Below are 13359 nucleotides of genomic sequence, written 5' to 3' on the forward strand. Positions count from 1 at the left end.
GATGTCTGACAGCCGTCAGCGCCGCGATCGAGGCCAGGTCGCTCTCGAGTATCTGGGGTTTCTCCCGATCCTGCTCCTCGTCGCCCTGGCGGCGGTACAGCTGGGGCTGATCGCGTACACGGCCCAGCAGGCCGGTACGGCGGCCCGCGCGGGTGCGCGCAGTGCTTCGCTGGGCGGTCCGTCCGAGGCGGATTGCAGGGCGGCGGTGAGCGGTTGGCTGGCCGACGAGACCAGTTGTCTGCCCTCGCCGGGTGGGGACGAGGTCACGGTCACGGCCGAGATCACCATCCCGTCGGTCTTCCCGGGCAAGGACAACTTCGGAACGGCCCGCAAGACCGCCACGATGCCGCGCGACCACTGAGCGAAAGCTAGGAGCACCGCACTCATGAGCCTGCGAGCACGCATCAACACCCCCGAGGAGAACGGCAACCGGGGCGAGGACGGCCACATGGTCGCCTCCTACCGGGCCAAGCTCCTGGAGGAGATCGACCTCGCGGAGATGAGTTCGCTGGCCGCCGCCGAACGCAGGGCCCGGCTGGAACGGGTGCTGGGACACATCATCAGCCGCGAGGGCCCGGTCCTGTCGACGGTCGAACGCGCGCAGCTGATCCGCAGGGTGGTCGACGAGGCACTCGGCCTCGGCATCCTGGAGCCGCTCCTGGAGGACGCCTCCATCACCGAGATCATGGTGAACGGCCCGGACGCGATCTTCGTGGAGCGCGGCGGGCGGGTCGAGCAACTGCCGCTGCGCTTCGCCTCGAACGACCAGCTCATGCAGACCATCGAGCGCATCGTCTCGACGGTCAACCGCCGGGTCGACGAATCGAACCCGATGGTCGACGCCCGCCTGCCCTCCGGTGAGCGCGTCAACGTCATCATCCCGCCGCTGTCCCTGACCGGCGCCACCCTCACCATCCGCCGCTTCCCGCGCTCCTTCACGCTCCAGGAGCTGATCGGCCTCGGTTCGCTCGACGAGCACATGCTGTATCTGCTGGCGGGTCTGGTGCAGGCGAAGTTCAACATCATCGTCTCGGGCGCGACGGGCACCGGCAAGACGACCCTGCTGAACGCCCTGTCGGGGCTCATCCCCGAGGGCGAACGCATCATCACCATCGAGGACTCCGCCGAACTCCAGCTCCAGCAGCCGCACGTGATCCGTCTGGAGTCCCGCCCGCCCAACGTGGAGGGCAAGGGCCAGGTGACGATCCGCGACCTCGTCCGCAACTCGCTGCGCATGCGCCCCGACCGGATCGTCGTCGGTGAGGTCCGTGGCGGTGAGTCCCTCGACATGCTCCAGGCGATGTCCACCGGCCACGACGGTTCGCTGGCCACCGTCCACGCCAACAGCGCCGAGGACGCGCTGATGCGGCTGCAGACGCTGGCGTCCATGTCGGACGTGGAGATCCCCTTCGTGGCGCTGCACGACCAGATCAACAGCGCGGTCGACGTCATCGTGCAGCTGACCCGCTTCGCGGACGGCGCCCGCCGCATCACCGAGATCGCACTGATGGACAGCCATGGCAGCGACCCGTACCGACTGGTCACGGTCGCCCGCTTCCACGCGCAGCCCATGACCTCCGACGGCCGTATCCACGGCGTCTTCGAGTACTTCCCGCTCCCGCGCCGCACCGCCGACCGCCTCTACATGGCGAGCCAGCCCCTTCCCCAGGCGTTCGGCATCGCCCGGACGGCGGACCAGCTAGCCACCCGAGAAGCCAGGTAGGACCGACCGATGGAACTGCAACCGCTCATCACGCTCACCACCGGCATCACCCTGCTGACCTGCGTCCTCGTCGTCGCCGGCCTGCACTCCTACGCCATGGGCAAGGCGCAGCGGCAGGCCCTGGTGGACCGCCTGTCCGCCACCGGCCAGGTCCCGGCGGGCGGCCGGCGCCGCAACTTCCGCGGCATCGACCGCCGGCTGCGGCGCACCAGGCTCGGCAAGAAACTGGAACTGCGCCTGGCGGCGACCGGCTTGGACATCACGCCCGGTGAGTTCTTCGTCTACATGCTCGCCACGGTCGCGGGCCTGTGGCTGATCGGCCAGGCGGCCCTGGCCCCGTTCTTCGGCCCGCTGGCGGGGCTGCTGGGCATCTGGGTGGCCTTCCAATTCCTCAACTGGCAGCGCCAGAAGCGCATCGAGAAGTTCATCAACCAGCTTCCCGAATTGGCCCGGATCCTCGCCAATGCCACGCAGGCGGGGCTCGCGCTGCGTACCGCCATCGGAATGGCGGCGGAGGAACTGGAGGCCCCCGCGGGGGAGGAGCTCGCAAAAGTCTCCGCAGTGTTGGCGGTGGGTGCCTCCCTGGACGACGCACTGGGCGAACTGGCGGACCGTCTCCCGTCCCGCGAACTGGTCGTGCTGGTCACCACCCTGATGCTGTCGAACAGGGCGGGCGGCCAGGTGGTCAGCGCATTGCGGAACCTGACGGAGACGCTGGAGGAGCGGAAGGAGACGCGGCGCGAGGTGCGGACGCAATTGTCGCAGGTCAACATGACGTCGTACGCGGTGCCGGTCCTGGGCGTGGGCGCTCTGTTCATGCTGAACGCCATCAACGACGGCTCGCTGGACCGTATGACGGGGTCGCCGATCGGTCAGGCCTGCGTGATCATCGCCTTCAGCCTCTACGCCATCGGCTTCTTCCTCATCCGCCGCCTGTCGCGCATCGACGTCTGAGCACCGAGCCATAGGAGAAGGAGCGCCACATGGGACTTCTGCTGGCACTCGTCATGGGTCTCAGCGTGTGGGGAGCCTTTGCCGGCATCCGCATGTACCGAGCGGAGGCGCGGCTTCCCGGCGACCTGGCATTGGCCCTCGAGATCGGTGGGACCCGCACCAACGCCGTGGGGTCGCTGGTCGACCGGCTCGGCATGCGGTACGCGCCCTCCGTGCTCCGCTTGATGGGGCCGAAGCGGGTCGCGAAGTACCGGCGCAAGATCGACCTCGCAGGCAACCCCGGAGGTCTCACCATCGACCGCTATGCGGCCAGGCGTGCGGTGTACGGCATGATCGGCGGGCTGGGCGGCTTCATCGCCCTGACCAAGGGCAGTGTCTTCGCCGCTCTCCTGATGATCGCCTTCGCCGTCTTCTGGGCCGACGTCGGGATCTGGTCCGCGATCCGCATCCGCAAGGACGCGATCGAGCGGACATTGCCGGACTTTCTGGACGTACTCGCGGTTGTCGTCAGCGCGGGGTTGGGGTTCCGCCAGGCGCTCGATCGAGTCTCGTCCAAGTACGAGGGCCCTTGGGCCGACGAGCTCCGGATCACCCTGCGTCAGATGGATCTCGGGATGAGCCGACGTCAGGCCTTCGACGAGCTGCGCAAGCGCAATGATTCGGAGCAGGTGGCCATGTTCGTCACGGCGCTCCAACAGGGTGAGGAACTGGGTGCGCCCATCGTGGACACGCTTGTCGCGCTCGCGAAGGACATGCGTCGCACAGATGCGCAGAACGCCCGTCGCAAGGCCGCGCGCGCCGTCCCGAAGGCAACCCTGATGATCACCACCTTCATGGTCCCGGCCACGATGATTCTCCTCGGCGCGGGAATGCTGCTCGGTTCCGGCACGGACTTCAGCTCCATCACGGGCGAGTAGAACGGGGCGACGTCATGTCCACGACCAAGGAACGTGCCAAGCTGTTGCGGCTTCGCCCGAAGACACCTGAGATCACCACTCCACCGGCAGGCACGGTCCTCCCGGATCACGTTCGGACGGGTGCGCCGGACATTCCGGTGACGTACGCGACGCCTGCCCTCCCCCCTGGCTGGGTGCCGGCAGACGCGCCGGCGTCAGCAGGACCCCCAGGACGGGCCTCGGCTTGGCCGACGGCACAGGGGGACGCCGGGACCGAGCGGACGGTACGGATCAGGAAGAGGGAGCACGGACGCGCGGGACGCCGGGACGCGGCATCCGCGAAGCCGGGACCCCGGGCCGATCAGCCGACCTCGACGGCGGCTGCCGCTCGGGCCGCTGATCCGTCCACCACTGGCCGGATGTCGGCGACGACATCCGACACGGTCACCATCCCCATCCAGATCAACGCCCTCCAAGCCATGTGCCGGCAGGTCTTCGGCTTCCGCCTGGCCATGATCGCCTTAGCCGCTCCGGCGGCCCTCATCAATGCCAACTCCGGTCTGAGCACCCGCTTGGTCGGCATCGCCGTGGTCGTCACCTTCATGGCCTCCTACGTCCTCTTCCGGGACTGGGAACGCTTTGGTCCCCTCCTGCTGCGCCATCCCTCCCTTCTGGCCGTGGACACCCTTCTCGGCTCCTTGCTCCTGATCAGCGCGGGCCCGGACACCACGTTGGCCTACGTGAGCGTGTGCACGCCTCTGCTCGCGGGCCTCGTCTACGGCTGGCGGGGCGCGGCCGTGTTCGCGTCGCTCCAGTCATTGATCCTCCTGTTGATCTACGCCACGTCGGCGCGTGAGCACACCGGCATCGCCGAGTCATCCCTCCTCCCCGGCTTGTGCCTCATCGCCGGTGCCGTCGGTTCAAGCCTGCGCAACCTCATGCTCCGCTTCGGCGCCGCCACCCAGGCCCTCACCACCGTCCAAGCACGTCTCGCCGTCACGGAAGCGGTCAGCGCCGAACGGGCGCGCCTGGCACGGGAGATGCACGATTCAGTGGCCAAGACGCTGCACGGAGTGGCCCTGGCCGCCGACGGCCTGACCGGATCCGCAGGCGCCGCTCGTATGGACAGCAGACTGATCAAACAACAGGCCGAACTGGTTGCCCGCTCAGCCCGCCGAGCGGCAGCGGAATCCCGTGAGCTTCTCGCCGACCTGCGGCGCGAATCCGACCCGGACCAAGGCACGGACGTACTGGTGGAACTGGCGGCGCGCACGAAGGATTTCAGCACCCGTACACAGCTCCCGACCGCCTACCGTCCCACGGGTGAGCTTGCCGTCCCGCCGGTCCCACCCGCGGTGGCTCGCCAGCTTCTCACCATTGCCTCGGAGGCCATGGAGAACGCCCACCGTCACGCCCACGCCACCCGGGTCGACGTCAGCGCAGGTGTTCACGGGGACCTGCTGCGCATCAGCGTTTGCGACGACGGCCGCGGTCTCCCTCAAGGCACGACCCTCGAACAACTGCGCCGAGCGGGCCATTTCGGCTTGGTCGGCATGGTGGAACGAGCCGCCTCGGTGGGCGCGCGCATCCGCATCGGCCGTGGCAGTCGGACCCAGGGCACAGAGGTGCGCCTGGAACTCCCGCTGGCAGCACTACGCACATCCACCGTCTGACCCACACGACCCGAGAGGAGGCCTCTGATGCCGGACCCCAGCACTCCACACCCCGGCGCATCCCAGCCGCCGCCCCCACAGGACCTTTTCGCCGCACCGCCGACCCACCGCCTCCGGGTCGTCGTCGCGGACGACAATCCCGTGGTCCGTGCGGGTCTCACCGCACTGCTCTCCGGCCGCGCCGACATCGAGGTGGTGGCGGAGGCCGCCGACGGCCGCCAGGCCTACGAGGCCGCTCACCGGCACCGTCCGGACGTCGTGCTGCTCGACGTCCGCATGCCCGGAGTGGACGGCATCTCGGCGCTGCCCTACCTGGTGCAGATCGCGCCGGTGGTGATGCTGACCTACAGCAGGGAGTCCGAGATCGTCCAGGAGGCCCTGCGCCGGGGAGCGGGCGGCTACCTGGTCCACGGCGAGTTCACGGCCGACCAGCTGGTCGACGCCGTGCGGGACATCAAGGAGGGCCGGGCCCACTTCACTCCCACGGCGGCGGGCGCCCTGCTGGCCCAGTTCCGCCGGGACCCGGGCCCGGCCCCGACGGCGTCCCTCCCGGAGGGCCTGGGACAGTCGTCGAGTGCGACTGCATACGGAATTTCCCCGTCCGTAGAACCGTATACACACACTCAACATGCAGTACAGCCAGCACGTTTGCGGCCTCCCGCATCCCCCCATGTGTCAACTTCTTCAGAAAACCTTTCGCAAGTGCAACCGAATGTGGGACAGTCTTCGTCTGAGTGGACGGGTGGCCGCCCGGCCGCTCCCGACAGGTCGCGGTTCCAACTGAGCACGAGGGAGGCGGAGATCATGGACCTCATCGCGTCCGGCATGAACAACCAGCAGATCGCCGCCACGTGCTTCATCAGCGAGAAGACCGTCAAGAACCACATCAACCGCATCTTCGCCAAGCTCCACAGCACCAGCCGCTCCGAGGCCGCCGCGAAGTGGATCGGCACGGCGCCGGACACACGCCGGGGCGGGAGTGACCTCCGATGACGCGATGGGGTAACACCCGGAACAACCCGTTGGGCCCGCGTCATTGGGCCCGGAATTGGGCCCTGGGGCCCTCTGGCGGACAGGGTCTTCCGCCGTACGTTCCTCGTGTCGAAAGCGACACAGCCGAACCCGGAGGGGAACACCATGAGCGACCTGATGCTGAAGACCGCCGTCGCGACCAAGGTCCGTGTGAACGGCTGGAAGAACACGACGGTCGAGGCCATGCAGCGCCGCACCGCCGACAAGGGCCAGACGGCGGTCGAGTACCTGGGCATCATCGCGGTCGTGGTCGCGATCGTCGTGCTGATCGCCTCCACGAACATCGGTCAGACGATCGTCAACAAGCTGACCACGCAGATCAACAAGGTCGCTCCTTGATCCGACCTCACCGTCACAGCGACGCAGGGCAGGCATTCCCCATCTACATCACAGTGGTGGGGAGCCTGCTCTTCCTCGCGTTCGCGTACTTTGCGGTCGGCCAGGCCGCGGTCAATCGGAACGGTGCCCAGACGGCCGCAGACGCCGCGGCTCTTGCTGCGGCGCAGGACAGGCGGGACGTGCTCGCCGGTGTCTGGGTGAAGAACTTGCTCGACCCGACCAAGTGGCTGGACATCTTCGAGGGCAACGCAGAAGGAGTCGGCCCGTCGTGTTCGCGCGCAGACCAACTCGCCGCACGGAACGATGCACGGGTGGTGAGCTGCGCACCGGAGGGGCTTCTGGGCTTCACGGTCAAGGTAGAGGCCAACGAGCCTGTCGGTGACTCGATCATCCCCGGCACGGAGGACCGCAAATCGCACGCTTCCGCCACGGCCGTGATCGAGTCTCGCTGTGAATTCAAGCCCCTGACCCCGGACGCGGGTGAGAAGGTGCTGCCGAGGCTCACCTGCAAGGGCAAGAACTGGGACCTGAAGCCGGACGATCCTCCCCGGGTCCTGCCGAAACCCGAGGATCTCTTCGACGTCCACCTGGCCGACTGACAGCGAACGACGAGTTGAAGGAAGCAGAGCCATGAGCATGCGGTTCACTACGAAGGTCCGCAGGGGAGCGGTCGCCTTGACCGTCGCGGCCGGGATGGCTGTGGCCGGCTGTGGAGGCGGTGGCGGTGACGACGAGAAGCCGAAGCCCTCGGCGTCTGCATCCAAGGGCAATGGATCCCAACCGACTCCTCAGGAGGGGCGGACCAGTGAGCCGTTGGCCGAGGTGAAGGGGCCGAGCGGCCTTCTTCTCCAGATCAACTCCGCGGAGCGCGACTCCGGTGGTTTCATCACGGTGAACGGCAACTTGAAGAATGACGGCTCGGACATCGTCACGATCCCGGCCGAGCTGAGTGGCAACGAGACCGAAATCATCAACAATGGCAGGTCCTTCGGAGGCGCCACGCTCGTCGACTCGAAGAGCAAGAAGCGGTATTACGTGTTGCGCGACACGGATGGGCGCCCATTGACCACCACAGGCTTCTCGGCTCTCAAGGCCGGGGAGTCCATGGCTGTGTTCCTGCAGTTCCCTTCCCCTCCGGCGAGCACTACCGAAGTCACCTTCCAGCTGCCGCTGTTTCCGAGCGCACTCATCAAGATCTCTGCGTGAGGCGCATTGTGACCACTACACCAGCCTCAGGCCGCGTGGCGGCGAAGCACTTCTCCTTGATCGTCTCTGCCGCTGCCCTCGCGGTCACCATCCACCTCAACGGAGCTGTGAGCGCCCACGCGGACGAAGGCCCAAGTGTCCCCCCCGGCACCGAACCCTCCGCCGGAGCACCGGTGAAGGTCGACCCCAACGACCCCGACCTGAAGCTCCCCGAAGGCGCCACCCTCGCCGAACCCAAAGTCCTCGACATCAAGCAGGTCGTGGAGGACCAAAGCGGCGACGAGCGGCGGGAAGACACCAACGCCGATGTCAAGTTCGCCCTGCAGGCCGAGGTTCTCTTCGGCAAGGACAGTGCGAAGCTGAGTGGCCAGGCGAAGGCGCGCATCTCCGCGATCGCCGAGGAGATCAAGGCGCAGAACGCCACGAAGATCCGCGTCTTCGGCTTCACGGACAACCTCGGCTCCTCCGCCCACGGCGACGTCCTCTCCAGGAAACGGGCCGACGCCGTGCAGAACGTCCTCGACCAGGAACTGACCGACGCCGGCGTCACCTACGAGGTCCGCGGCTACGGCGAGCAGTACCCCATCGCCGACAACGCGACGGAAACCGGCCGCAAGAAGAACCGCCGGGTCGAAGTCTCCTTCCCGCGCCAGGAAAGCTGAGCCACCGGGCGTGTGCAGCGTTGCCCCTCCAGGATGGAGGACGGCTGCGGTGAAGGACGTCATGCGGTAGGGGCTTGCGGCTCCTGTGCTGATGGGCTGGGGGTGTCGAGGTTACGGGCACCCCCACGGCGCAGGAGCCCCGCACGGCATCCCACGTGGCACAGGACACGTGCATGACAGGATTGCGCCGGGGAAGGAGCAGGGAAGCCATAGGGGCGTCCACGACTGCCGTGAAGGGATGCCCCGTGACGTCCGCTGCGCCTCTCCCCATACCTCGGGCTGCCGGATCGCTACCGTTCATCGGCCACGCGCTGAGAATGCGCGACAACCTCGGCTTCACCGAGTCGCTGCGCGACACCCGCGAACCGCTCGTCGAGATCGTCCTGCAACCCGGCACACGCACCGTCGTGGTCCAGGACCCGGCCCTGATCCACCAGATGCTCAAGGCCCTGGCACCCACGCTCGACAAGGGCCGGCTCTACGACAAGCTGGGCCAGCTGCTGGGCGACAGCGTCGTCACCGCCACCGGCCGGCCCCACGTACGCAAACGCCGCCAGCTGCAACCGGCGTTCGCCCACACCGAGATCAGCCGGTACGTGGACCTCATGCGCACCGAGGTCACGGCCACGGTCGCCGGCTGGGAACGCGGGCGGCCCCTCGACGTACGCGAGGCGATGGTCGGACTCAGCCTCGACATGCTGGCCAAGACGGTGTTCGCCGGCAGTCTCGACGACGCCGTCTTCCGCCGGCTGCGCAACGACCTGTCGGTGGTGATGAACGGCGTCGGTGTGCGCCTGATGCTGCCCGACTGGGCCGAGCGCCTGCCCTTGCCCTTCAACCGCCGCTTCGACCGGGCCCGGGCCGGCGTACGCGCCACCGTCAACACCGCCGTCGCGGAGTTGCAGGCCTCCGGGCACGACACCGGAGACATGCTCTCGATGTTGCTGCGGGCCGTCGACGAGGAGACGGGCGAGCCCTTGACCGGGCATCAGATCAGCTCCGAGATCCTCACCCTGGCGGTGGCGGGCACTGAGACCACCGCGTCGGTGCTGTCCTGGGCCCTGTACGAACTCGCCCGCCACCCCGCCATCGAGGCCCGCCTCCTGGCCGAGCTGGACGAGGTCCTCGGTGAGCGGCCCGTCACCTTCGACGACGTGCCCCGGCTGCCGTACCTGAACCGGGTGATCACCGAGACCCTGCGGCTGCACCACCCCGGCTGGCTGGTCACGCGCCGCACCACCGAGGAGACCCGTCTCGGCGGCTGGACACTGCCCGCCGGCACCGAACTGGCCTACTGCCAGCACGCTCTGCACCGCGACCCCGCGCGTTTCCCCGACCCGCTCTCCTTCGACCCGGACCGGTGGAACGACGCCGCGCAGGAGCCCCCGCCGGGCGCGTTCCTGCCCTTCGGGGACGGCAAGCACAAGTGCATGGGGGACCGCTTCGCCCGCACCGAGATGGTCACGGCGCTCGCGACGATGCTGCGCTCGGTACGGCTGGAACGCGCCGACGACCGGCCTGTCCGCCAGGTCGCCCGGCTCACCGTACGGCCGCGCGCCCTGCGCATGACCGTCCTCCCCCGCAACCGCCCTGAACGAGCTCACTGAAACTGGGCCCAGGGTTGGGGCCACGGGCCCATGCGTGAGTGATCGACGTTCCTTAGCCTCGGCTCGATGTCCGTCCTGAACGGCCGTATGTCGAGCTGAGCTGAGGTCGCGCATGTCCCCTGCCGGTGACCGGATACCCCCGTTCGGGACGGGGGGTGCACAGAGCAGCCCTCCCTGGGAACGGCGTGCGCCGTTGCCGAGGGAGCTGGGCTGGGCGCAGCTGCTGCTGTGGGTGCAGTTCGCGCTGACGGTGCTGTACGTGATCACCGTGCTGTCGGTGGTGACGTATCACTCCGGGGAGATCCTCGGGATCCTGGTCTACGACTCACTGCCCAGCGTGGCCGGTGTCTGGCTGGCCCGGCGCCTGTGGCGGGGCGGGGCGTGGACGAGCCGCGCGCTGATCGCCGTCCAGGCGTGGATCGTGTGGCTGTCGATCGGCACGCTGCTGCAGGGTGACCCGCGGGGCATCACCCAGGCGGCGATGCCGGTGGCGGTCATCGTGCTGCTGCTGCGGGCCCGTTCGCGTGAGTGGTTCGCGAGCCCTCCCGAAGACAGGGAGCAGCGGCGGGCATTCAGCCTGGAGAGGATGATCCGCTGGCGACGGGACGAGGGCCAGACCGCGGTGGAGTACGCGGGGCTCATCGCGGTGGTCGCGGCGATCATCGTCGCGCTGTCGGTGGGCGGCCTCGGCGGACGCATCGCCGACGGCATCCAGTCGGCGATCTGCTCCGTGACGGGCACGGCCTGCCCGGCAACCCCGCAGGGCGACGGTACGGAGACGGACGCGGCCGGGGACGGCGACGGCGCGCAGCACGACGGTCCGGCAAAGGGCACCGACGGGGGCGACGACGCGGACCCGGACGGAGCCGCGAACACCGACGGAGCCGCGAACACCGACGGCGGCGCGGATGCGGACGGCGGCGCAGACACGGACGGCGGCGCGGAGGCGGACGGCGGCGCGGATGCGGACGGCGGTCAGGGTCCGGGCGACGGGCCGGGCCCGGGTGACGGGCCGGGTCCGGGCGACGGTGTGCGGGCAGGCGAACGACCGGCGTGGTCGACCAGCATCATCACCTATGAGGGCGCGGGAACGAACGACACGATCCCCCTCGCTCCGGGGCCGTTCGACGAGCGGTCGCTCTGGGACGACGTACATGACCAGGAACGCCACGACAGGACGTTCATGGACCACGTCCGGGGCTTCTTCGTGGCCCCCGCCAAGAGCTTCCTGGCCGACACCATGGACGTCGTCAGCGACCCGGTCGGCTCGATCAAGGACACCTGGAACGGCCTGAAGGGCTACACCACCGACTGGTGGGGCGACAAGGCCGACGAACTGGGCGCGGAATGGGACAAGGGGAACTACCTCTCCTCCGTCTGGGGCTGGGTCAATTCGCCCGAGGACTTCGTGTCCGACCTGGCGATCGACACGTTCGTCGACAAGGAGAACTGGGAGAAGGGCAACTACGGCGCCTCCATCGGCAACACCGTGGTCAACGTCGTCGGCATCTTCAGCCCGAAGACCATCACGAAGTTCACCAAATTCAAGAAGCTGGCCGAGGTCGGTGAAGCCCTCGACAAGGCGTCGGACGCGGCGGAGAAGGCCCGCAAGGCGGCCGAGGCCGGCGATGCCGCAGGCGCTCGAAAAGCGGCGAAGGATGCCGACGAGGCGGCGGACGCGGCCGAGAAGCGGGCCCGCGAGTCGGGCTGCACCATCGCCGCGCCCGCGCGCCGGATCCCGTACGGCGGTAACCCGCCCGCGACCACCACCGGCCCCCTCACCGGCTCCGCCGGCACAGGCACCACAGTCCTCGCCGCCGCCCCGTCCGACTCCCCGTACGTCATCCTCGCCGAGGGCGGCTGCGACGAGGAGGCCAAGGAGGGGGCCCAGGACGCCCGGGAGAAGGCGGACGAGGCACAGCAACTGGCGCTGGAGGCCCAGGCGGAGGCGGCGAAGGCCGCCATCAGGCAGGGCAGGCTCAGCATCGACGAGCGCAACATCGACGACTTCGTCAAGAACGCCAAGAAGGACCCCGGCAAGAAGGAGATCGGCAAGGACCAGGCGGCGGCCGCGCTCGGTGAGCTCACTGACCTCGCACGACGCGGGAACGTCGACCGGGCGGGCGCGAGCAAGCTCGGCTCCGAGGTGACCAACGCGCGAACCCCGAGCAGGCTCGAGGAGATGCTCGCCGAGGTGCGCGGCGTGCGGCGTGCCTCGGAGGACGCGGCACCCGGCAGCACCGTGCACACGGCCGTCGGCTCGGAACACAACCGGCGTCAGGTCGAGGTCGCGCCCGGAGAAACCGTGGATGTGTCGAACGTGCCGGACGCCGATGTCCTGTACAAGGGGCGGGACGGCAGGGTGCACCTGGTCGAAGTGAAGAACACGGTCAACCCGACCCGTCAGCCGGAATTCGTCGGGAAGATCAATACCCTCTCCGAGTGGAACAAGGCGAACCCTGGCGGGACGGCTCGGGTCGAGATCGACAAGCCCGATAAGTGGACTGAGGTTTTCCGGCCCATCAAGGGCCAGAAGGTCTCTCCTGCCCAGCTCATGAACGAGAAGGGAGTGGACGCCCGTATCGGTGACGCGAACTTCACTGCCAAGCAACTGGGTGATATGCAGCGGGCGCTGGAAGCGAAGTACAGTCGAGGCGAGGAAATCGACTGGCAGCGGTTGAACGACAACCCCAAGGGGGCGTTGGAGTACCTGGGTGTGGAATGACAAGAGGCCCCCCGGGGAGGGGGGCTTCTTTCAGCCGCCGAACCAGACGACGAGGCGGACGTTGTCCTCACCGTGGAGTTCGGCCAGAGTGCCCATCACGTTCCACACCGGTTGCCATGGTCCGTCGGTCGGTACCAGGTCGCGGTAGGCAGGGGAGACAGGGCGGTACACCTCGTCGCCGAGCACGAGTTCCCCGTCGGCCGGCCACCGGGAGGGAGCGATGTTGCCCTCTCCGAACGCCTCGGCGGCCGCGTCGTACAAGTCGTCCGGGAGCGCAGTCAGTCCGTCGGGTACGAGGGATCCTGTGCGGGCACGGGACCAGCGGCGGACCCAGTACCGAGACGGGCCGTCAGTGCAGCGGGCGTTCCAGTCGACGGCCGTCAGTTCACGCCAGGAGAACCACGAACGACTGTCGCCGTCGAAATCGTCCGCATCCCTGCGTACCGTGTCCGAAACGTCTGGAGGGGCCCCGCGGTCAGGGAAGAGTGCTCTGACAGGCTCCACACTCCGGACGTCGAAGAGCACTGACCACGACTTGTAAT

13 protein-coding genes are annotated in these 13359 nt (G+C 68.3%); 12 read left to right on the forward strand and 1 reads right to left on the reverse strand.

What is annotated here, in order from left to right:
* Nucleotide 1: 1 nt before the first annotated feature.
* The 12 genes from ACFV20_RS01060 (at nt 2) to ACFV20_RS01115 (ending at nt 12817) form a co-directional block, all read left to right on the forward strand.
* The gene (locus ACFV20_RS01060) at nt 2-361 is read left to right on the forward strand and encodes a TadE/TadG family type IV pilus assembly protein (protein WP_385650880.1); all 360 of its coding nucleotides are present in this window, start codon (nt 2-4) and stop codon (nt 359-361) included.
* A gap of 24 nt (nt 362-385) precedes the next feature.
* Entirely contained in the window at nt 386-1723 is a 1338-nt protein-coding gene (locus ACFV20_RS01065) for a CpaF family protein (protein WP_385650882.1), read from the forward strand.
* 9 nt (nt 1724-1732) lie between these two features.
* Nucleotides 1733-2677, forward strand: a complete 945-nt coding sequence (locus ACFV20_RS01070; RefSeq protein WP_385650884.1) for a type II secretion system F family protein — start codon at nt 1733-1735, stop codon at nt 2675-2677.
* Nucleotides 2678-2706: 29 nt separating this feature from the next.
* The gene (locus ACFV20_RS01075) at nt 2707-3594 is read left to right on the forward strand and encodes a DUF5936 domain-containing protein (RefSeq protein ID WP_385650886.1); all 888 of its coding nucleotides are present in this window, start codon (nt 2707-2709) and stop codon (nt 3592-3594) included.
* A 14-nt stretch (nt 3595-3608) separates the two neighbouring features.
* Nucleotides 3609-5246 (forward strand): sensor histidine kinase, encoded by a 1638-nt coding sequence (locus tag ACFV20_RS01080; RefSeq protein ID WP_385650888.1) that lies wholly within the window; start codon nt 3609-3611, stop codon nt 5244-5246.
* 27 nt (nt 5247-5273) lie between these two features.
* Nucleotides 5274-6239, forward strand: a complete 966-nt coding sequence (locus tag ACFV20_RS01085) for a response regulator (RefSeq protein WP_385650890.1) — start codon at nt 5274-5276, stop codon at nt 6237-6239.
* A gap of 144 nt (nt 6240-6383) precedes the next feature.
* The gene (locus ACFV20_RS01090; protein WP_385650892.1) at nt 6384-6617 is read left to right on the forward strand and encodes a hypothetical protein; all 234 of its coding nucleotides are present in this window, start codon (nt 6384-6386) and stop codon (nt 6615-6617) included.
* A complete protein-coding gene (locus tag ACFV20_RS01095; RefSeq protein ID WP_385650894.1) occupies nt 6614-7216 on the forward strand; it encodes a flp pilus-assembly TadE/G-like family protein in 603 nt (200 codons plus the stop codon). Before ACFV20_RS01090 ends, ACFV20_RS01095 begins: the two co-directional genes overlap by 4 nt.
* A gap of 31 nt (nt 7217-7247) precedes the next feature.
* Nucleotides 7248-7823, forward strand: coding sequence for a hypothetical protein (locus ACFV20_RS01100; protein ID WP_385650896.1), 576 nt, complete (start codon nt 7248-7250; stop codon nt 7821-7823).
* A gap of 35 nt (nt 7824-7858) precedes the next feature.
* Entirely contained in the window at nt 7859-8485 is a 627-nt protein-coding gene (locus tag ACFV20_RS01105; protein ID WP_385650898.1) for an OmpA family protein, read from the forward strand.
* A 245-nt stretch (nt 8486-8730) separates the two neighbouring features.
* Nucleotides 8731-10092, forward strand: coding sequence for a cytochrome P450 (locus tag ACFV20_RS01110; RefSeq protein ID WP_385650900.1), 1362 nt, complete (start codon nt 8731-8733; stop codon nt 10090-10092).
* A gap of 193 nt (nt 10093-10285) precedes the next feature.
* Complete coding sequence (locus tag ACFV20_RS01115; RefSeq protein WP_385650902.1) at nt 10286-12817, forward strand: hypothetical protein; 2532 nt, start codon at nt 10286-10288, stop codon at nt 12815-12817.
* Nucleotides 12818-12847: 30 nt separating this feature from the next.
* Here the strand turns inward: ACFV20_RS01115 and ACFV20_RS01120 are convergent, their stop codons facing one another.
* On the reverse strand, nt 12848-13078 hold the full coding sequence (locus tag ACFV20_RS01120; RefSeq protein WP_385650903.1) for a hypothetical protein: 231 nt from the start codon (nt 13076-13078) through the stop codon (nt 12848-12850).
* Nucleotides 13079-13359: the final 281 nt, after the last annotated feature.

It is taken from the genome of Streptomyces sp. NPDC059696, assembly GCF_042733745.1.
In the GTDB taxonomy this organism is placed as follows: Bacteria; Actinomycetota; Actinomycetes; order Streptomycetales; family Streptomycetaceae; genus Streptomyces.